Below are 21067 nucleotides of genomic sequence, written 5' to 3' on the forward strand. Positions count from 1 at the left end.
CGTTCCCGTCAGCGAACGTTTATGCCTCGAGGATATCATCATCCTCAGTCGCGCCGGGCGGCATTTCGAAATCCAGACCGTGTGCTGCGCGAATCTTGTCTTCAATCTCAAGCGCGGCGCGGCTGTTGTCGCGCAGGTATTGCTTGGCATTCTCTCGCCCCTGCCCGATCCGTTCGTCGCCATAGCTGAACCACGAGCCCGACTTTTCGACCACGCCAGCCTTGACACCTAGATCCAGCAGCTCGCCCATCTTGCTGATGCCTTCACCATACATGATGTCGAATTCGACCTGTTTGAATGGTGGCGCCACCTTGTTCTTGACCACTTTGACGCGGGTCTGGTTGCCCACAACCTCATCACGATCCTTGATGGCGCCGATACGGCGGATGTCCAAGCGGACCGAGCTGTAGAATTTCAGAGCGTTACCACCGGTCGTGGTTTCCGGGCTGCCAAACATCACGCCGATTTTCATCCGAATCTGGTTGATGAAGATTACCATGCAGTTCGAGCGGCTGATCGAACCGGTCAGTTTGCGCATCGCCTGGCTCATCAAACGGGCCTGAACGCCGACATTGCTGTCGCCCATGTCGCCTTCCAACTCGGATTTCGGCGTCAAAGCCGCAACAGAGTCGACGACAACCATGTTCACCGCACCCGAGCGCACCAACGTATCGGTTATCTCTAGCGCTTGTTCGCCGGTGTCGGGCTGTGAGATTAGCAACTCATCCAGATCGACGCCCAGCTTTCGCGCATATTGCGGGTCCAGCGCATGTTCCGCGTCAACAAAAGCGCAAACACCACCACGCTTTTGCTGTTCGGCAATGCAGTGCAACGTCAGCGTCGTCTTACCAGAGCTTTCTGGCCCGTAAATTTCAACGATCCGGCCCATCGGTAGGCCGCCAATCCCCAGAGCAATATCCAGACCCAGAGAGCCGGTCGAGCTGGCCTCGATGTCCTGCTTGGAATCCTCGCCCAGCTTCATGATCGAGCCCTTGCCGAACTGGCGTTCGATCTGGGCCAGCGCGCTGTCGAGCGCCTTTTGCTTGTCTGCGTTTTTCTTGTCGCTCATCGTCAGAAGATCCGCCATTGTCCTGTCGCCTTCCCTTTTGTCACACCCTTGAACGGGCGGCAATCGCTGCTTTGTTCGCCTCTTGTTCCTTATGAGACCAAAAAGAGAACATTTCAACTAAAACTTACAATACTTACTGTTGGGCAATTGTGTTAAAGAGTCGTTTACGCCAATCTGCACCCGTAACAAAGATCGGCAAAAGGCAAATAAATGCTTGTTTTCTATAAGGAACGCCTTGCATTTCTGGCTGTTCCAAAGACCGGCAGCACGGCCTATCACTCAGCCCTGCGCGAGCGCGCCGATTTTGTCGTAACCGGTCCACCGGATCTGAAACACACTCCTGTGCGGCGCTATGACCGCTTTTTTCAGAACATTTTTCGGAAAATGTACGACACCGAAATGGAGGTTATGGCCGTCGTACGCGAACCGATCGACTGGCTGGGCAGTTGGTACCGTTTCCGCAGCCGCGATGACCGGGTCGGGCATCCACATTCAACTCGTGACATGTCCTTTGACGATTTTGTGCAGGCCTATATGAAATCTCCGCGCCCCGATTTCGCGGATGTGGGCAGCCAAAGTCAGTTTTTCCGCACCCGAAGCAACGGTTTTGGTGCAAGCCATGTCTTCAAATACGAAAATCAGGATAAGATTTTGAACTTCCTTCAGGATCGTCTGAACATGCAGATTAACCTGCAGCAGGAAAATGTCTCACCCCGACGTGAGCTTGCCCTGTCACCTGAAACCGAGCGAAAATTTCGAAAACGCCACGGTGCCGAGTTCGTCTGCCACGACGCCGCACTTTGATTTGGTCAGTTAATCTGTTGAAACACCGCTTCGGTCAGCTCATTCAATGAGAATGGTTTCGGCAAGAAGGCCGAATGCGCGATTTCCGGCCCTGAATCACTAAAGGCCCCTTCGGTATAGCCAGACATGAAGATCACCCGTACATCCGGGCGCGTTTTCAGCGCCTGACGCACCCAGGTTGGCCCATCCATCCCGGGCATGACCACATCGGTGACAAAAACATCGACATTCAACGCTCCGTCCTCAAGCAAGCGCAGTGCCTCTTCTGCCGACCCGGCCTCAAGAACGGTATAGCCCTTCAACCTTAATGCGCGTGTTGCAAAGGCACGCACCGGGGCCTCGTCTTCAACCAACAGCACAACACCCTCACCCTGCCGAGCGCTTTGCATTTCGACCGCGGGCAACGACTCTTGCTGAACTTCCTGAGGCGCCGCGGACACCGGAAGGTAGACAATGAATTCAGTTCCATGTCCCGGAAGGCTGTCGACAAAAATGAACCCGCCCGTTTGCTTGACGATTCCATAGACCGTGGACAAGCCCAACCCCGTACCTTCGCCAGTGCGCTTGGTCGTATAGAACGGCTCAAATACCTTTTGCAGCTTGTCTGCCGGGATACCAGTGCCGCTGTCGATTACCTTGACGGTCACGTATTCCCCCGGCTGAACCGTGGCACGGTCGCGTGTGAAGGGTTGGCTCAGCACGACCACCTCGGTCTCAATCCGAATCTCGCCGCCATCCGGCATGGCGTCGCGCGCGTTCACAACTAGGTTCATCAGCACCTGCTCTAGCTGTCTTTTGTCCGCCCGGACGGGTTTCAGAACCGGATCATGGCTGAGTATCAGACGCACTTTTTCGCCCACCAATCGGTTCAGCAGGTGGATCAGATCCGAGATCGTATCGCGCAGGTCCAGCACCTCGGGCTGCAAAGTTTGTTTGCGCGAAAACGCCAGCAGCTGACTGACGAGAGCCGCAGCCCTGTTGGCATTCTGGTTGATCTGAACCAGATCGCCGTAGTTCGGGTCATTTTGGTCGTGCCGCAAAAGCAGCAGGTCGCAATGCCCGGAAATGGCTGTCAGCAAATTGTTGAAATCATGGGCAACGCCACCGGCCAACTGGCCCACCGCCTGCATTTTCTGACCCTGCACGAACTGTGCCTCAAGCGTTTTGAGTTCAGTAGCGTCATTCAACACCGCAATCAGGCAGACCTGCCCGTTGTTTACCACACGGTTTAAGGTGACCTGAACAAAAATCTCTTTGTCCTGGCGGGTCAGGCGCAGAAACTCGGACCGCATCGTGGGTTCTTGTGCGGCGGTCCGCCCCAACCAATCCAAGATTGGATGCCCCAGCCCTTGCATGATCTGATCGACATTGGTTTCGTCGGGCTCGATATCACCGATCAACTTTACCGCCTGCCGGTTCGCCTCGAGAATACGACCATCGGGGGCAAGGCGCATGATCGGCACTGGCAAATCGGCAAAGGATGTACCACTGCTGGCTTGCCGGTCCTGCGCCACAGGCAACACAAGCAGGTTTCGCACAGTGCCGGACCAGCCGAGTTCGCATACAATGGCTGAAACCGCACCCCTTGTTGTCTGAACCTGTACAATTTCACCCTGCGTAAGAGAATCGCTCGTGAGCACTTTGTTCAACGCGTCCGGCCTCTGCCCCAGCATATGCGCCGCTGCATCATTCACCCGCAGCAAAGTGCCGTTGCGCCCCTCGGTCAGGACCGGGATGTTGACCTCGTCCCACTGTCCTGGCGTATCCAGATGAAAACGCCAGCAAAACCGACCCTGACCAACGTTGAACACTGAAACCGGGATCGTTGACCCTACGGTCACAATGTCTTCGCGGGCTTTGCCATAAATTTCAGCCGATGACTGCAGTCGAAGCAAAATAGCCGGAGGGTTCGCGAACAGGGATTTCAGGCATTGCTCTAACCGACTGCCTGGAAAGGCCTGAAACTGCGCGCGTGCCTCGGGGTTGGCGGCCAGAATTTCGCCTTGGGCATTCGCAATCACGCAGGGAAACAGATCTTGCTCTGCAAAAACGGCCATGGTTTTCACCGCCTGCTGCGCCAAATAGTCCGTGATCTTCCCCCGAAGAACCACCAGAAACGAAGCGGCCAGAAGGGATACGCCCGCAACCATGAAGCCTGTATGCCAAACATCGGGCAACAGCCCTAAAACCGGCGTCAGGCTTAGAAGCGCACCGATGACAACCAAAGAGGCAAGTCGCAGGCCGGATGGGGTTTTGTGGTCAGACGGATCGGCGAATACTTCCGTAGTGTCAGTCATAAACAACTCAAGTCGATGGGCTTTGGCGTAGTCAGCCCAAATAAGGTTAATGTCCGATTAAGCGAAACCGGATACTCTCCCTAAAGTTGCTATGCCCTGACGCACTATCGCGTCAAGTGTGCAGTGAAGAAACCATCAGCTCCGTGCGAAACAAGCCACGTTTTGCGAAATGCCTCGGACCACTCTGGATTGGCGCGCAGAAAGGAGGCGACGACAGCGCCGTTTTCATCCTCCAACATAGAACACGTCGCATAGGCCAAGACACCGCCCGGCGCGACCATTGTCGATAACTTATCCAGAATGGTCGATTGAATTCCGGTAAGCTCCTGCAAGCGACTTTCGGTTAGCGCCCACTTGCCCGCAGGCGCACGTCGCCACGACCCGCTGCCCGAACATGGCGCATCCGCGAGAATGACATCAAACGGCTTTTGCTGTTCGAGTTGATCCGTGGACACAATCTGAATCCGCACCCCCGCACGTTCCGCGCGCGCAGGCAGGTCGCGCATCCGGCCTGCGTTTACATCATGGGCAAATACCTCGACCCCCTGATGCGCGGCCAGGGCCAACGACTTACCACCCCCACCTGCGCAATAGTCTAAAACCCGCATCCCCGGGCGCAGATTCAAAGCGGCCGCAACGGCCTGACTGGCGGCATCCTGAAGTTCGACCAACCCCGTTGCATAGGTCCGGCTTTGGGCGATCTTGCGCGCGCCCTGGGTTACTTCCAAGGCTGTTTCGCAAGTTGGATGCGGGGCGGCTGTTATGTCTTCAGCCGCTAGCGATTTGCTTGCGAACGCTACATCCGTTTTGACCAGATTAACCCGCAGATGCACCGGCGCGCGGTGTTGCAGCGCCCGCGCGACGGCAACCGCCTGATCCCCCAGCGAGGACTGAAATCTGGGCCAGAGCCATTCGGGAATGTCCAAAGACTCGGCATCCGAACGAAAATCACGCCCGACCTCACACTCAGATAAAACCGCGGGCGCGTGACGGGCGCCTGTGAACAAATCCTCCGGCCGTTCGCCAGAGGCGCGAAGCGCACCGATCATCAAACCTCGGCCAGTGTCAGCACCACCCAGCGCCGCATAGGACCGCTGACACCGCAATGCATCAAACACATGATCACGAACCGCAGCACGATCCTTGGACCCGGCAAACCGGCTGCGTCGCGCCCAGTTGGTCAGAGACTTCTCGACGGGCATACCCGACAGAATCTGGTCAAGGATCTCAATCGATGCCTGAATACGAGCGGCCGGGGTCATAGTGTTTTCCGATGCTGTTGTCTTGGCGCGTAAAGATGCGCTGAAAATGCAAAACGGCGCCCTGATCCGGACGCCGCATTACGCATTGGATGCAATTACATTACCCGGTAGTTCGGGCTTTCACGGGTGATCTGCACGTCATGTACGTGGCTTTCTTTCAGGCCTGCACCAGTGATTTTGACGAAATTGCAGTTCTTGCGCATTTCTTCAACTGTCGCACAACCGGTATAGCCCATCGCCGCGCGCAAACCGCCAACCAATTGGTGGACCACCGCGCTGGCCGACCCTTTGTAAGGCACCTGCCCTTCGATCCCTTCGGGCACCAGTTTGTCGTTGGCCGCATCCTTCTGGAAATACCGATCTGCCGAGCCGCGCGCCATCGCGCCCAGGCTGCCCATGCCGCGATAGGATTTGAATGAACGGCCCTGATACAGGATCACTTCTCCCGGGCTTTCATCGGTGCCCGCGATCATCGAGCCGACCATCGCACAGGATGCGCCCGCCGCAATCGCCTTGGCGAAATCGCCCGAGAATTTGATGCCACCATCCGCAATCACCGGAACATCTCCGGCGGCCGAAGCGCAATCCATGATCGCTGTCAGCTGAGGCACCCCGACCCCCGCAACCATCCTCGTCGTACAGATCGACCCAGGCCCGATACCAACCTTGATCGCATCCGCGCCGGCATCGATAAGTGCCTTGGTCGCTTCACCCGTTGCCACGTTACCCGCAATGATCTGAACCTCATTTGACAGCGTCTTGACACGCTTCACCGCGTCCAGAACGCCTTGGGAATGACCATGCGCGGTATCGACCACGATGATGTCGACACCGGAATCCACCAGTTGCTCAGACCGTTCAAACCCGGCATCCCCGACCGAGGTCGCCGCAGCCACACGCAAACGGCCCAGGCGGTCCTTGCAGGCCGTTGGATTCAGCACCGCTTGTTCGGTGTCCTTCAACGTCAGCAGGCCGGTCAGCTTGCCCTCGCCATCGACCACCAGCAGCTTTTCGATCCGACGGGCTCGCATCAGGCTTTTGGCCTCTTCCAGATCGGCGGGCTCTTTCAGCATCGCCAGATTTTCCGAGGTCATCATCGCCTTGATCGGCGTATCATCCGAGGTCGCAAAACGCATGTCACGGTTTGTCACGATACCAACGACGCGACCTTGGTCATCAATCACCGGAAAACCGGTAAAGTTGTAACGCTGCACCAGCGCCTGCGCATCTGCCAGCGTCTGATCCGCGCTCAGGGTCACCGGATTATACACAATGCCGGATTCAAACCGCTTGACCCGCCGCACTTCGCGGGCCTGTTCTTCGGTTGTCAGGTTCTTATGAATAACGCCAATGCCACCGGCCTGCGCCATGGCAATGGCCATGCGCGCCTCGGTCACCGTATCCATGGCCGAGCTGAGCAGCGGGATGTTCATGGTAATCTCACGGGTCACGCGCGTGGTCGTGTCCGCCGTCGCAGGCAGCACAGTCGATGCCCCCGGAACCAAGAGTACGTCGTCAAAGGTAAGTGCCTCACGAATCTGCATCTGCTAACCTCATGCAAAAGCCCGTTTGGCGGTGACCCTATTACATGGATTCATCCCAAGGAAAAGCCCCTGACCTAAACTAGTTTTCCCCCGCAAGCCGCTACCACAGTAAAAAACGACGTTCATTATCCAAAACGTGCCGCGGAATGCCCTTTCCCTTTGCGCACAAACCCATATCTTGCCGGCAAACGCGCGAATACAAAAAGGCAGGCCAGATATGACCACCGATCCCCTTGTTGTCTTTACCCCCTCGGGCAAACGCGGGCATTTCCCCGTCGGCACCCCGGTTCTGACCGCTGCCCGGCAGTTGGGCGTCGACCTGGATTCGGTCTGTGGCGGGCGCGGGATCTGTTCGAAATGCCAGATCACGCCCAGCTATGGAGAGTTTCCCAAGCACGGCGTGACTGTATCCGACGACGCGCTGAGCGAATGGAACGCGGTCGAACAGCGTTACGACGACAAGCGCGGGTTGAAAACCGGTCGCCGTCTGGGCTGTCAGGCGACGGTTCAGGGCGACATCGTGATCGACGTACCACCTGAAAGCCAGGTACACCGGCAGGTCGTCCGCAAGGCTGCCACCGCGCGCGCCATCACCATGGACCCGGCAACCCGGCTGTATTTTGTGGTGGTGGAAGAGCCCGATATGCACTCACCCACCGGCGATCTGGAGCGGCTGGAGCGTGCCTTGCGCGAACAGTGGCACATCGATGCCGTCACAGCCGATCTGTCGCTGATGTCCAAGCTGCAGCCGGTTCTGCGCAAAGGTAAATGGGAAGTTACCGTTGCTGTTCACAAAGGGCACAAGGATTCGGTCGCGAAGGTCGTTGAAATCTGGCCCGGCCTCCATGAAAGCGGGTTGTATGGGCTGGCTATTGACCTTGGCTCAACCACCATTGCGGCCCACCTGACCGATCTGGAAACAGGTGAGGTCAAGGCATCATCGGGCCTGATGAATCCACAGATCCGCTTTGGCGAAGATCTGATGAGCCGCGTGTCATATTCGATGATGAACCCCGGCGGCGATCAGGAAATGACAAAAGCCGTGCGCGAGGCGATCAATGACCTGTCCACCTCGATTGCGGATGAAGCTGGGATTGATGCCGACCTGATCGTCGAAACCGTATTCGTCTGCAACCCGGTCATGCACCATCTACTGCTGGGGCTGGACCCGGTTGAACTTGGTCAGGCGCCGTTTGCTCTGGCCACGTCGGAAAGCATGTCCCTGCCCGCGCGTGAGATGGACCTGACGAAAATGAACCCACGCGCGCAGGTCTATATCCTGCCCTGCATCGCAGGTCATGTCGGCGCCGACTGTGCCGCCGTTGCCCTGTCCGAGGAGCCCGGAAAATCCGAAGACCTCGTTCTGATCGTCGATGTCGGCACCAACGCCGAAATTCTGCTGGGCAACACCAGCCGCGTTCTGGCTTGTTCCTCGCCCACGGGTCCTGCATTCGAGGGCGCGCAGATCAGTTCCGGCCAAAGGGCCGCCCCCGGAGCCATTGAAAGGATCGAGATCGACCCCGTTACCAAGGAACCCCGCTTCCGCATTATTGGTTCCGAGAAATGGTCTGACGAAGATGGCTTCGATCAGGACGTTGCCACCACCGGTATCACCGGCATCTGTGGTTCGGGCATCATCGAGGCGGTCGCTGAAATGCGCATCGCCGGGTTGCTGGATGAAAGCGGTCTAATCGGGTCAGCCGAGCAAACTGGCACCACGCGCTGCGTGCCCGAAGGCCGCACCCATGCCTACCTGATCCATGACGCCAGCGCCGAGGGCGGCCCGCGCATAACCGTGACCCAAGGCGATATCCGTGCCATCCAGCTGGCCAAATCTGCGCTTTATGCCGGTGCGCGCCTTCTGATGGATGTCATGGAGGTCGATAAAGTGGATCGCGTGGTACTGGCCGGAGCTTTCGGTGCGCATATTTCGACCAAACACGCGATGGTTCTGGGCATGATCCCCGACGCGCCGCTGGACAAGGTCTCAAGCGCGGGCAATGCGGCGGGCACCGGTGCGCGGATTGCGCTGTGTAACATCACCGCCCGGTCGGAAATCGAGCGCGTCGTGCGCGAGATCACCAAGGTTGAAACCGCGATCGAACCCAAGTTCCAGGATCATTTCGTCGCCGCAAACGCCATCCCGCACAAAACCGATCCGTTCCCGGAACTTGCGCAGGTGGTCACTCTGCCCTCACCGTCGTTCAACTCGGGTGGCGGGGCCGAGGAAAAGTCTGGTCGTCGTCGCCGTCGCCGGTCATAGTCGCGTCACCTGAGGGAGGCGATCATGCAAGCTGCGAACGAAGAACAGGCCGAGTTCTGGAGCAATTCTCCCTCTGGCGCCAATTGGCTCACCTTTGAAGAGCAGATGGATGAGATGTTGGCCCCGGTTCTTGATCTGGTCCTAGACCGAGCCGGGCTGCAACCCGGCATGCGGGTGCTGGATATCGGCTGCGGCACCGGTGCAAGCAGCGTCAGGGCGGCAGAGTTCGTAGGCGAAAACGGTCACGTACTGGCGGCGGACTTCTCGCAGCCATTTCTGGACCGCGCGGGGCAACGCGCCATCGAAAAAGGGTTGTTAAACATCGACCTCCAACATGCCGATGCCCAGACCCACCGGTTTGTCGAGGCAGACCGCGACGCAATGATCTCGCGTTTTGGGGTGATGTTTTTTGAAGACACGGTCGCTGCCTTTGCCAACATGGCACGTGCGTTGAAGCCGGGTGGTCAGATGACCTTTGCCGCCTGGGGACCATTAGACGGAAATCCCTGGTTCAAGACACCGCATAGCATCGCATGTGCCCGACTGGGCAACCCACCTGTAATGGATCGAAACGCCCCCGGCCCATTGGCCTTTCATGACCACGAACGGGTCTCTGGCCTACTGGACCAGGCTGGCCTGACCGATATTCGTGTCGAACAAGTACCTGTCTTACTGCGCATTCGCGGAACGATCGAGGATTGCGCAACCTTGTGTACACGTATCGGTCCGGCGGCCCGTCTGATCGCCTATTTTGAAGGGGATTCCGAGGACGTATTGAATATCCAGCAAGGAATTACAAAGGCATTTCAACCGTATGCGTCTGAAAACACGGTCGAAATCCCGGCTTTGATCAACCTGTTTCAGGCGCAAAAATCTGAGTAATTGGAGCGGGTAGCGGGAATCGAACCCGCGCGTTCAGCTTGGGAAGCTGACAGGCTACCATTACATCATACCCGCCGTGTGGCGCTGAATAGCACCGGCGATTGATTAACCGCAAGCGTCTTTCCATCTCATCTCCCATTTTACTCGGTCCGGGCACGCAGGTCGTCGATCAGGGATTGATCCACATCCAGCGCCTCGCATGCCGCATCCAGCGTGCGCTGATCCAGATGCTGCGGGTTCAGGTCGATATCTTTCGAAAACGCGTCAACAATTGCCTGCATAGCTTTGATTCTTGCATATTTCTTGTTGTTGGCAGGGATCACACACCATGGCGCGACATCGGTTGAGGTACGGGCCAACATTTCATCTACGGCAACTTCTGCTTCGGCCCATCGTTCGCGGTTGCGAAAGTCCTCATAGGTCAGTTTCCACCGCTTCATCGGGTTGCGTAGGCGTTCGGTGAACCGCTCCATCTGTTCTTGCTGAGAAATGTGAAAGAACAGCTTTACGATGCGGGTGCCGTCATCCACCAGCATGCGTTCAAAATCGTTGATCTCGCGATAGGCTGCGCGCCAGCGCTCTTCCGGGGTGAACTTCTCGATCCGTTCGACCAGCACCCGGCCATACCAACTGCGATCAAAGGCAGAGATCGCGCCTTGAGGTGGCAACCTCTCCCAAAACCGCAACAGGTAGTGACGGTTCAGGTAATAGTTCCGGGGCGCCCCAATTGGCCACACTTTGAAACTGCGTGGATCCAGAGCCTGACTGATCCGTCGGATCGTGCCGCCCTTGCCTGCCGCATCCCATCCTTCAAAGACCAGCACGCCCTTGGTTCCGTGAAACAGAAACGCCTGTTGGATCAGCGCCAACTGCGCCTGCAACTCGGCCAATTTCTTGAAATAGCTCTGCTTGCCCAATTTCAGGTTCAAGTCCGCGTCGGCGAGCTTTGGGGGGTGATGTCGGGTCATGATTGCGCTGGTCCTTCGTCATCTGTCCCAGTCAGTCTGACCCGCCACCCTCGCCTTAGCCTTGATTGGTATCAAGAACGAAAAAGGCTGGGCGCGAGGCCCAGCCTTTTCACTGTATATAGTGTCCGGTTCAGGACGCGCGGCGACGACGACCACCACCGCGACGGCCACCAGCAGCGCCTGCGGCCCCAGCTTCGTCCGGCGCTTTGTTGAACCTGATCCACTCCCCGCCATGCGGGTCGTTATTGGTCAGCAGGTTGGCGGCACGAATGGCCTCCATTTCCTTGCCAGCGCGCGGCTTGGTCGAACCCAGGCCAAACATCTGGACGAAAGCCTCGTCATCCATGCCTTCGGGCAGGATGATGCCAGCGGCTGTGACGGCCTCTTTCTTCTCGGCAATCTTTTTCTGCGTCACCGGCAAGGCGACCGGGTTCATAATCGCCGAGGTCATGCCAGCGCCCATTGCCATCGGCAGGAACGCGTTATTGATGCCGTGACGGTTCGGCAGACCGAACGAGATGTTGGACGCACCGCAAGTGGTGTTCACGCCCAGTTCCTCGCGCAGGCGACGGACCAGAGCGAACACCTGCTGGCCTGCGGTTGCCATCGCACCGATGGGCATAACCAGCGGGTCAACGACGATATCATGGGCCGGGATGCCGAAATCAGCGGCACGCTCGACGATCTTTTTGGCAACCTCGAACCGCACATCGGGATCTTCTGAAATACCGGTGTCGTCGTTCGAGATCGCAACGACTGGAACGTTGTACTTTTTGACCAGCGGCAGAACCATTTCCAACCGCTCTTCTTCGCCGGTGACCGAGTTCAGCAGTGGACGACCTTCCGCGGCTTCCAAACCCGCTTCCAAAGCGCCGGGAACTGAGGAGTCAACGCACAGCGGCACATCGACCAGCCCCTGTACCAGCTCGACAATCTTGCGCATCAGCGGCGGCTCGGTCTCGTTCGGGTTGGGGTTCGAGTTGTAGACAACGCCTGCGTTGATATCCAACACGGTGGCCCCTGCGGCGACCTGTGCGATGGCGTCTTTCTCAACGGTTGAGAAATCGCCCGCTTCCAGCTCTGCAGCCAGCTTTTTACGACCGGTCGGGTTGATCCGCTCACCGATGACGCAAAACGGTTCGTCAAATCCCAGGACGGCTGTTTTTGTTTTTGATTCTACGACTGTACGGGTCATGTCCGTTCCTTAAGCGTTTGCAGGCTTTGCCGAAGCGCCGCCGTTATTGATCGCCCAGTTGGCGTTGGTCTTGATGCCACCAAGCGGGAAGAAGTGTACGTTGGTGATGTTGAAATCCGGGTTGGTCGCTTTGTGGTTGGCCAGCTCAGTCACAACATCGGTCGGTTCATACGGCAGCAAGAGCTTCGAGACATCCATAGCGCGTTTTTGCAGAACCTTCAGCGACGGGCCAACACCGCAGGCGATGGCGAATTTGATCAAGGTCTGCAGCTTGGCCGGGCCCGCGATGCCGATATGGATCGGCAGATCGATGCCCGCTTCTTTCAGGCTGTCGGCCCATGCGATGATCGGCTTAGCATCGAAAGCAAACTGGGTTGCCAGAGCCATTTCCGCATCGGTGGTTTCCGAGAATTTCTGCTTCCAACGCAGCGCGTCGTCGACATTCTTGGTCGAGCCGTCCGGGTCGATGTCCTTGTTGCCCTCGGGGTGGCCCGCCACGTGCAGACGCTTGAAGCCTGCCTTGTCGAACAGGCCGGATTCCAGCAGTTGCATCGAGCTGTCGAAATCACCGTGCGGATTGGCGACACCACCGGCCAGCAACAGCGCTTGATCAACGCCCGCTTCGCCCTGATACATCGAGATCCAGTTTTCCAACGTGGCCGCATCCTTGATGATCCGCGCCGGGAAATGGGGCATCACGGGATAACCTTCGTCGGCGATCCGCTTGGCGGTCTTGACCATATCTTCGATGGGTGTGCCCTCAATATGGGCGATGTAGACGCGGGTGCCTTCGGGCAACAGCGCGCGGAAATCTTCGACCTTTTCGGCGGTGCGCGGCATCACCTCGATCGAATAGCCTTGCAAAAAGGCTTCGACGGTCGGATTCACAGGGCCGTTTTCGACCGCATCACGTTTCTTGAAGTTCAGCAAAGCCATTGCGGCCTCCCATATAGATTTTGGGCTCATGCCCAACCGTCATTGGCGATCAGAGCCTTGATGCGGTCCTGATCGTATTCCGTTTCCAAACGCACGGCCTCGGCCTCGGCAATCTCGGACGGGTCGCCCTCGACAGCAAAGGGTTCGGCCTTGCGCCACTCGGCCAGATAGGCATCGCTGTCCTTGGCGTTCACTTTCATCGCAGCCCGGTCGATGGCTTGTTCGAACCGCTCCTCCAACTGCCGCTTTGCGCCACGACGGCCTTTGCCGACGATGACTTGGGCGGGAATATCGCGCCAGTATACGATGGTGACGTCAGGCATTGCCGTTGATTCCTCCTAACCAGATGGATCGGTTCTAGACTTCTATATGGGTCAAAGTCGGTCGATTTTCGACACAAGCAGTCTTTCAAACGACGTTTTTGTCCCCCACAGGATACGGCGCTTGTACTCAATTCTCGCGCAAATGCGCACATCAAAATACTCATCACTTTAATGAGCGTCTTGCACGAAACATTTGGCCGACCTATGGTCGGGGTAACTCGAAAATCGGAGGGCGTTGAAGATGGCGCCCAAGCGTCCCAAAGGTGCGGGCGCGTTCCCCAAGGCGGTCGAAAGCCCCGCGCCGGCAAGACCCGATCCAGATGCGTTATATGCGGCGCTGGATCTGGGAACAAATAGCTGCCGCATGTTGATAGCCCAACCAAAGGGTAGCGGGTTTCATGTGGTAGACAGCTTTTCCAAATCCGTGCAATTGGGCGCGGGGCTGGAACGGACCGGACGGCTGTCTCGGTCGTCGATGGCGCGCACCATTCAGGCACTGCGCATCTGTCAGCAGAAACTGAAGCGAAACAAGGTCAAACGGATGCGCCTCGTCGCGACCGAGGCCTGTCGGCGCGCCAAGAATTCTCGCGACTTCATCCGGCAGGTAAAACGCGAGACTGGCCTGAATCTGGAAATCATCCAGCCCGAGGAAGAGGCCCGCCTGGCCGTGATCTCGTGCGCGCCGCTAGTGTCGACCAAGACCGAACAGCTATTGGTCGTAGATATCGGCGGCGGTTCGACCGAGTTGGTGTGGATCGACGTCTCTTCCGTACCGCGTCGGGATCGTCCGGCGGCGATTATGCGGCTGCACCACGGGTTTCATACAGCCGATAGCCCTTTCCCGGCAGCAAAAGTGGTGGATTGGATCAGCGTTCCGTTGGGGGTGGCCACTCTGCGTGACCAGTTCAATGATGTCGAAGACGACTCGGCTCGTTTCGCGCTGATGAGCTGGTTTTTTGAAGAAAACCTAGCCGATTTTGCCCCCTACAAGGACGAACAGGCTCGCGAAGGGTTTCAGATTGTCGGTACTAGCGGCACGGTAACGACCGTGGCCGCCTCGCATCTGGGGCTAAAGCGTTATGACCGGACCAAAGTGGACGGTTTGCGCATGACCAGCGATCAGATTGACAAAGTCATACGGGGATACTTAGAACTCGGCCCACTGGGGCGGCGGCGAGATCCGCGTATCGGCGATGACCGGCAGGCCCTGATCATGTCCGGCTCAGCCATTTTGCAGGCATTGCTTCGCTGCTGGCCCACTGACCGCCTTTCCGTGGCGGATCGTGGGCTGCGCGAAGGCCTGCTTTATGCGCAGATGAGTGCGGACGGTGTATTGGAAGACGGACCGTTCTAATGGCGAAGACACCAAGTGGCAAAAACAACTCGGGCCGCGGACAGCGCGACCTGAAGGTCAAGGTCAAGACTGCGCGCGGGCGCAAACTCAGCTCGACCCGTTGGCTTGAGCGGCAGTTGAACGACCCGTATGTGAAGCGCGCGCAAGCGGATGGCTATCGCGGACGTGCGGCCTATAAGATTTTGGAACTGGATGACAAGTTCCGCTTTCTCGTTCCCGGTGCGCGCGTGGTCGATCTGGGTTGTGCGCCCGGTGGCTGGCTGCAGGTAGCCGTTAAACGCGTCAATGCGCTGGGCGAGCGATCTGGCAAACGGATTGGAACCGTTCTGGGCGTCGACTTACAAGAGGTTGAACCGGTCGCAGGTGCCGAGGCGCATGTGCTGGACTTCATGGAAGATGATGCCGACGAAAAGGTCAAAGCATGGCTGGGCGGAAAGGCAGATGTCGTGATGTCCGATATGGCGGCGTCGTCGTCCGGGCATAAGCAAACCGATCACCTACGGATCATGGCCCTGTGCGAAACCGCGGCCTATTTTGCCTTCGACGTGCTGGAAGAGGGCGGCACGTTTGTCGCCAAGGTTCTGGCCGGGGGGGCCGAGGGCGATCTGCAAAAGTTGTTGAAGCAAAAGTTCGAAAAGGTGGCAAACGTAAAACCCCCTGCGTCACGGTCTGACAGTTCCGAGAAATTTGTTGTCGCCACGGGATTCCGCGGCTGACTTAATCATCAAGCCAGCTTCGATCACCGGTCAGGAATTGCTCGCGCAGCGACGCGGCAGCTGTGCTTTGCAACAGCAGGGCTTCGCCATGGTTGATATATTCTGGCTTTCTCGCCTGCAGTTCAGCGATCCTCTGGCCCAGGGACAAAGGATTTTGCAACTGCGATGTGTGAACCGGTTTGTCAGACATGGGTCACCTCGGGGTCTGGCGGCGTTTCTACCTTGACCTATGGTTAACCCAATAATTAGTCGGGAACGTGGCAAAATCCGGGCCACGCCATGCCGGATTACGGGGTCAGCTGAGCCTTGAGCTGCAGCAATCCCGGATCTTCGGGCAGTATGTCTAGCCCCTCTTGCAGTACGGTGCGCGCGGCCTGTGGCCCACGATTAATCTGCGCCAACTGCACCAACATTGGCCAGGCCTCGGCGCGCTGTGGGTCCAGGGTGACAACTTCGCGAAAGGCTAGCTCAGCCGCAGGTGCGTTGCGGAACGTCAACGCCATTCCACCCAAAACAAGATGGGTTTCAGGGAAATCCAGCCGGTTCCCGATTGCACCCTGCCATTCGGCCATGCTCTGCGCCACTTGTGTTTGCTGATCTGGCGTCAGTGCCTGAGCTGGGATGTTCAGGAACTCTTTGGCTGCCGAAATACGCACGTTGCGCATCGGGTCAGAAAGCAACGGTTCCAACCGCCCCACCCGGTCTGGCAGCGATGCCTCACGTTGCAACGGTGCTGCGTTGGCGCGCACTAAGGGGTTAGTGTCCGACAACAATGGTGCCGTTTTTGCCGCAACCTCGGGCGAGGCGAAGGGCTGCAATAGATACGCCGCCGTGGCGCGCACGATGCCAGCCATGTTCGGGTCAGTCGCTATTTCCAGCAAAGCCTCTGGCCCGTCAGCCTGCCCGGTCAGAGCCACCTGAAACGTCGTCCCGAAATGCTCACGACGTTGGGTGGAGTCAGGAAACCACCCTTGGATTTGTCCCGCGGCCCAGGCTTGATCTTCGGATTGGTGGCAATCGGTACAGGCGTCCTGCCCCAACCCCAGATCAGGGCGCGGGATGCGAAAGCTGTGATCGCGTCGCCAATCGACACCCATATATACCCGCTCGATCATATGACAGGATACGCACTGGGCGCCTGCGCTGTCGTCCGGGTGATGATGATGCGCCGGTGTATCGTAATCTTTGGCCGTCAGGGTCGGGAAAACTGGATTTCCCGCCGGGGAATGGCACTGGGTACACACGCCATTTCCCTCGGCCTTCAGCTCGGCGCTGTGCGGGTCGTGGCAATTCATACAACCGACGCCCTGCGCATACATCTTGGACTGCAGGAATGAACCGTAGACATAGACCTCGTCCAAAATCTGGCCGTCAGGGCGATAGAGGCCTGGGCGTAGCACCGACAGGTTGTAAGCGTCATGATAGGGCGTTCCCGGCACCGGGTTTCCATCGCCGTGTGCTTCACGCCGGGAATGACAACCGGCGCATTGCTGGATTTCCGCCTCAGTCTGGCCTTTTCCCCAATCCATGGTGAACCCAAACGCGCTCAGATCAGCGCTGATGCTTTCTCCTTGCGTCCAGTCGATATGGGCCGAGGATGGGCCATGGCAGGCCTCGCACCCGACCCCAATCTCAGCCTGAACTGAGCTGTAATTGCGGGTCTGCCCATCGTAATTCTTTTCAAACCCTGTTGCGTGGCATTCGGCGCACCGGGCATTCCAATTTTTATATGGTCCGGTCCAGTGCAACCCATCATCGGGCGGAAGATCCTGATCGGGATAGAGGTGATACCAGCGTTGTTCGTCCGTATCCCAAACCACATCGAAACTCTGCAAACGACCGGACTCGGTTTCGAACAGGTATTGCTGCAACGGTTCAATACCGACCACCGAATGCAGATCGTAAAGGGTTGTAGTGCCATCCTTTTCGGTCACACGGGCTTGCACCATATCGCCTGTCTGGCTGAACTCGACAGACATGTCGTCATGATCAAACCGCGTTCCGTCAAAATCAGCCGCGACGTGCCCGTCTTCTACCTTGGTCCAGGCCAAAGCGTGATGGGATGCAGACCAGGCCTCGGCCTCAGCCTTGTGGCACGCGATACATTGGTCCGAGCCGACATACTCGGGCGATTGAGCAAATGCGTAAACCGGTGCCAGCACCCCGAAAAGGAATACTGCCGCCCTCATGCCGCTTGCCCGTCCAGCTCATCCTGCATATCCATCAACGCCCCGTTATATTCGGCACCCAGGATCAGCATCGCGGCACACAGATACAGAAAGATCAGCGCGGCCATCGCCCCGGCCAGACCTGCGTAGGTGGCGCTGTACGAGGCGAACTGCGCGATATAAACCGAAAACCCCCAACCTCCTGCAGCCCAAAGGGCAAGCGTCAGCACAACGCCCGGCAGAATCTGGCGCAGCTTGTGCCGTCCCGTTGGCAAGACCAGATGTGCCAGGACAACAACACCTGCGGGAACGGCTACCGTGAAAGTCCAGCGCAGACGATCCACCGACAACCAATCGGACACGTTCACATCCGTCTTCTCGGACACCAACTGCGTATAGACTGGCAGAACCACTTCGACCGCCGCTATGATCATGATTGTAAGACCACCAACAATCACCAGCCCCAGACACAACAGCCGCGTTTTCCAAAACGGCCAGCTGTCGTGGTCGTGATAGGCCTGATTCATGGCCTTGCGCACGGCCAATACCCCGTTTGAGGCAAAAAACACCGCCAGCAAACCGCCCAAAGTGATTACCCCTGAACCAGATTCCGTCAGGACCGAGCGCAGTTCAGCCACAATCGGCCCGGCCACATCTTTTGGCCAGGCACCAAAAATCAGCTCGATCAATTCGTCGGTGACGTAATCCTGTGACAGTGAACCTGCCAAAGCCACGGTAAACAGGGCAAACGGAAAAAGCGCCAACATTAGAGACATGGCGACATGGCTGCTCATGACGAAGCCGTTCTTGGCGTCAAAGCGGACAATAGCCACCCAAAGTGCCCGAACCGGTCGGCTCAAATAAGGAATCACACGCGCGTTCATTCCCAAAGCCTAACCTGCCTGTGGCACCCAAAGAACCGGCAATCCCGCGAACTACCCAAATAATCTCAGACAAAGGTTTGGACGCATTGCATAATCCGGCTCTGCTGTGCAGGATCGCTATACGCGCTAAGGACAGTTCCCGAGACAGGCCAAGCTATGACACTGGACAATGACGAAACCGCAACACCGACAAAGCTGAAGCTTTCCGTTGTGCGCGACGTGTCGATTGTGGCAACGCTGCTGGTGCTGGGGCTATACGCTGGTTCCGCGTTTCTGATCCCGCTGACAATGGCCTTGCTGGTCAATGTCCTGATCATCGCACTGAGCGACCGGATCATCGCCCTGACCCGCATGCCGGTGTGGTTGGCCAATGTGGCCGGTGTCACCGTCGTTTTGGCCGGGTTGTTCGTGATCATGTATATTTTGGGCAGTCAGGCCACCCAATTCGCCCGCACGATCGGCACTTACGAAAACCAATTCGACGAGACGGTCAACCGCGTCACCGGTTGGGTTGGCAATGACGTGACCACATTTATCCGCGACAACCTGATCAACATCGACATGTCTTATATCGCGCGCGTTCTGTTGGGCAGCGCTACATCCCTGCTGAACCAGTTTTTCCTGATCAGCCTATATGTCGCCTTCTTGATGGCCGAACGATTGGCCTTTCGCAAAAAGATTCAACTGGCCGCGGGCGATCCCAAAACGGGTATCGAATTCGCTGCCATTCTGGATGCGATCTCATTCAGCCTGCAACGCTATGTCGGGGTGAAAACACTGATCAGCCTGATCACAGCAAGCATCAGCTACTCAGTCTTCAAGATACTTGGACTGGAATTCGCCGAGACCTGGGCCGTCCTAACCTTCGCGCTGAACTTCATCCCGTCCATCGGCTCGATCATCGCGGTGATCTTCCCATCCCTGATCGCGTTAGTGCAGTTTGAAAGCATCGGACCATTCCTGATGATCATCTTGGGCTGCGGCACGCTTCAATTCCTGATCGGCAACTTTCTGGACCCCGCGCTGCTGGGACGTTCGCTGAACATGTCCACCTTTCTGGTCATTCTGGCGCTGATGTTCTGGACCACGATCTGGGGTTTGATCGGGGCGTTCCTCAGCGTGCCGCTCACCGTTTGTATCCTGATCGTCTTTAGCCATATTCCGGCCCTGCGTCCGATTGCGATCCTGATGTCTCTGGACGGAAGGCTGGGGGAAGACATCCGCCATGGTGTCGCTAGCTAGACGATGCCTGCGCCTCTGTTCATCGGATCCGAGATCTATCGCAGCTCGACCTATGGTTCAAAACACCCGCTGGCCATTCCGCGCGTGTCTACCGTCATGGATCTGTGCCGGGCGCTAGGGTGGTTAACGAGTTCGAACTATCGCGTCAGCCCGTGCGCAAAACCTGCTGCACTTCACGCATTTCATACACCCGATTATATCGAAGCGTTGCAACAGGCTGAGCGGGATCAGGCCGTATCGGATGAAACGCGGGCGAAATACGCGCTGGGCACATTGTCGAACCCAGTATTCACAGAGATGTATAGACGTCCCGCCACTGCGGCTGGCGGGTCAATGTTGGGCGCAGAGCTGATCCGTGATGGAGGCATCGTCTACAGCCCGGCCGGCGGCACACATCACGGCCTGCCGAACCGCGCCAACGGGTTTTGTTATCTGAACGACCCGGTTTTGGCGATCCTGACCTTGCTGAAGAACGGCCTCGACCGGATCGTCTATGTTGATATCGATGCGCATCATTGCGACGGGGTCGAGGCCGCCTTTCGCGGTTCAACTAAGGTTCGCATGATCTCGGTTCACGAAGCGCGGCGTTGGCCGTTCAGCGGAACTTTGACCGACGATGCAGGTGGGGCCGCGTTCAACCTTCCAGTTGGGCGAAACCTCAATGATGACGAATTCGATGCCATTCTTGATCAACTTATCCTACCTGCGACCGCATCATTTCGACCACAGGCCATCGTAATGCAATGCGGCGCGGATGCCGTGGCCGAGGACCCGCTGTCGCGTCTGACTTTAACGAACAACGCCCACTGGCGGGCTGTTGCCAACCTGCGCGAAATGGCGCCCCGACTGTTGGTCCTGGGCGGTGGCGGATATAACCCCTGGTCCGTCGCACGGCTGTGGAGCGGCGTTTGGGCGACCCTGAACAAGATCGACATACCCGAGACACTGAATGCCACAGCGCGATCGGTGCTGGGTGACCTGACCTGGAGCCGCGCGGCTGGCAAACGCCCTCCGCGACACTGGTTCGAAACCTTGTGCGACACGCCGAACTACGGCGATATTCGCCCCGAATTGCAGAACGACCTGCAACAATTAGCGGCCCGGATTTCATAGTGGATTGGTGGCGATAACGCTGCTAACCTTCGATCATTATTAAATAT

At 57.6% G+C, this 21067-nt stretch carries 18 protein-coding genes and 1 tRNA gene; 7 read left to right on the top strand and 12 right to left on the bottom strand.

What is annotated here, in order from left to right; genetic code table 11:
* Positions 1-19 precede the first annotated feature (19 nt).
* Positions 20-1087 carry a recombinase RecA gene (gene recA / locus ACR0DL_RS05210; protein ID WP_170348763.1) on the bottom strand — a complete coding sequence of 356 codons (1068 nt, stop codon included), beginning with the start codon at positions 1085-1087 and terminating at the stop codon, positions 20-22.
* 192 nt (positions 1088-1279) lie between these two features.
* Here recA and ACR0DL_RS05215 point away from each other — a divergent pair, with 192 nt between their 5' ends.
* Complete coding sequence (locus ACR0DL_RS05215) at positions 1280-1873, top strand: sulfotransferase family 2 domain-containing protein (RefSeq protein WP_480687923.1); 594 nt, start codon at positions 1280-1282, stop codon at positions 1871-1873.
* 5 nt (positions 1874-1878) lie between these two features.
* On the opposite strand, the gene ACR0DL_RS05220 is transcribed toward ACR0DL_RS05215, so the two are convergent.
* From ACR0DL_RS05220 to guaB, 3 genes are all read right to left on the bottom strand, one after another.
* On the bottom strand, positions 1879-4170 hold the full coding sequence (locus tag ACR0DL_RS05220; RefSeq protein ID WP_480687925.1) for an ATP-binding protein: 2292 nt from the start codon (positions 4168-4170) through the stop codon (positions 1879-1881).
* Positions 4171-4274: 104 nt separating this feature from the next.
* Positions 4275-5432, bottom strand: coding sequence for an RsmB/NOP family class I SAM-dependent RNA methyltransferase (locus ACR0DL_RS05225; RefSeq protein ID WP_480687927.1), 1158 nt, complete (start codon positions 5430-5432; stop codon positions 4275-4277).
* A gap of 95 nt (positions 5433-5527) precedes the next feature.
* Positions 5528-6976, bottom strand: coding sequence for an IMP dehydrogenase (gene guaB / locus ACR0DL_RS05230; protein WP_480687929.1), 1449 nt, complete (start codon positions 6974-6976; stop codon positions 5528-5530).
* Positions 6977-7193: 217 nt separating this feature from the next.
* On the opposite strand from guaB, the gene ACR0DL_RS05235 reads away from it, so the two are divergent.
* Both ACR0DL_RS05235 and ACR0DL_RS05240 read left to right on the top strand, forming a co-directional pair.
* Positions 7194-9239 carry an ASKHA domain-containing protein gene (locus ACR0DL_RS05235; protein WP_480687931.1) on the top strand — a complete coding sequence of 682 codons (2046 nt, stop codon included), beginning with the start codon at positions 7194-7196 and terminating at the stop codon, positions 9237-9239.
* A gap of 24 nt (positions 9240-9263) precedes the next feature.
* Positions 9264-10121 carry a class I SAM-dependent methyltransferase gene (locus ACR0DL_RS05240; protein ID WP_480687933.1) on the top strand — a complete coding sequence of 286 codons (858 nt, stop codon included), beginning with the start codon at positions 9264-9266 and terminating at the stop codon, positions 10119-10121.
* A gap of 1 nt (position 10122) precedes the next feature.
* On the opposite strand, the gene ACR0DL_RS05245 is transcribed toward ACR0DL_RS05240, so the two are convergent.
* From ACR0DL_RS05245 to ACR0DL_RS05265, 5 genes are all read right to left on the bottom strand, one after another.
* Positions 10123-10196, bottom strand: a tRNA-Gly gene (locus ACR0DL_RS05245).
* A gap of 65 nt (positions 10197-10261) precedes the next feature.
* Positions 10262-11089 carry a polyphosphate kinase 2 family protein gene (locus ACR0DL_RS05250; RefSeq protein WP_170358554.1) on the bottom strand — a complete coding sequence of 276 codons (828 nt, stop codon included), beginning with the start codon at positions 11087-11089 and terminating at the stop codon, positions 10262-10264.
* Between the two features lie 130 nt (positions 11090-11219).
* Positions 11220-12284 (bottom strand): methyltetrahydrofolate cobalamin methyltransferase, encoded by a 1065-nt coding sequence (locus ACR0DL_RS05255; protein WP_170348771.1) that lies wholly within the window; start codon positions 12282-12284, stop codon positions 11220-11222.
* 9 nt (positions 12285-12293) lie between these two features.
* Positions 12294-13220 carry a methylenetetrahydrofolate reductase gene (locus ACR0DL_RS05260; protein WP_480661870.1) on the bottom strand — a complete coding sequence of 309 codons (927 nt, stop codon included), beginning with the start codon at positions 13218-13220 and terminating at the stop codon, positions 12294-12296.
* A 26-nt stretch (positions 13221-13246) separates the two neighbouring features.
* On the bottom strand, positions 13247-13543 hold the full coding sequence (locus ACR0DL_RS05265) for a virulence factor (RefSeq protein WP_170324990.1): 297 nt from the start codon (positions 13541-13543) through the stop codon (positions 13247-13249).
* A 241-nt stretch (positions 13544-13784) separates the two neighbouring features.
* Here ACR0DL_RS05265 and ACR0DL_RS05270 point away from each other — a divergent pair, with 241 nt between their 5' ends.
* On the top strand, positions 13785-14897 hold the full coding sequence (locus tag ACR0DL_RS05270) for a Ppx/GppA phosphatase family protein (protein WP_170348774.1): 1113 nt from the start codon (positions 13785-13787) through the stop codon (positions 14895-14897).
* Positions 14897-15613, top strand: a complete 717-nt coding sequence (locus ACR0DL_RS05275) for an RlmE family RNA methyltransferase (RefSeq protein WP_170358560.1) — start codon at positions 14897-14899, stop codon at positions 15611-15613. The genes ACR0DL_RS05270 and ACR0DL_RS05275 overlap by 1 nt, the downstream gene beginning before the upstream one ends.
* 1 nt (position 15614) lies before the next feature.
* Here ACR0DL_RS05275 and ACR0DL_RS05280 read toward each other — a convergent pair whose 3' ends face one another.
* From ACR0DL_RS05280 to ACR0DL_RS05290, 3 genes are all read right to left on the bottom strand, one after another.
* Positions 15615-15803 carry a hypothetical protein gene (locus ACR0DL_RS05280; protein WP_170348776.1) on the bottom strand — a complete coding sequence of 63 codons (189 nt, stop codon included), beginning with the start codon at positions 15801-15803 and terminating at the stop codon, positions 15615-15617.
* A gap of 97 nt (positions 15804-15900) precedes the next feature.
* On the bottom strand, positions 15901-17802 hold the full coding sequence (locus tag ACR0DL_RS05285; protein ID WP_480687935.1) for a multiheme c-type cytochrome: 1902 nt from the start codon (positions 17800-17802) through the stop codon (positions 15901-15903).
* The gene (locus ACR0DL_RS05290; protein ID WP_480636706.1) at positions 17799-18665 is read right to left on the bottom strand and encodes a YihY/virulence factor BrkB family protein; all 867 of its coding nucleotides are present in this window, start codon (positions 18663-18665) and stop codon (positions 17799-17801) included. The genes ACR0DL_RS05285 and ACR0DL_RS05290 overlap by 4 nt, the downstream gene beginning before the upstream one ends.
* Positions 18666-18821: 156 nt before the next feature.
* On the opposite strand from ACR0DL_RS05290, the gene ACR0DL_RS05295 reads away from it, so the two are divergent.
* Together ACR0DL_RS05295 and ACR0DL_RS05300 are read left to right on the top strand one after the other, a co-directional pair.
* Positions 18822-19907: an AI-2E family transporter gene (locus ACR0DL_RS05295; RefSeq protein WP_480687937.1), complete on the top strand. Its 1086-nt coding sequence runs from the start codon at positions 18822-18824 to the stop codon at positions 19905-19907.
* 3 nt (positions 19908-19910) lie between these two features.
* Positions 19911-21020, top strand: coding sequence for an acetoin utilization protein AcuC (locus ACR0DL_RS05300; RefSeq protein ID WP_480687939.1), 1110 nt, complete (start codon positions 19911-19913; stop codon positions 21018-21020).
* Positions 21021-21067 lie beyond the last annotated feature (47 nt).

This window comes from Ruegeria sp. BB5, assembly GCF_056539405.1.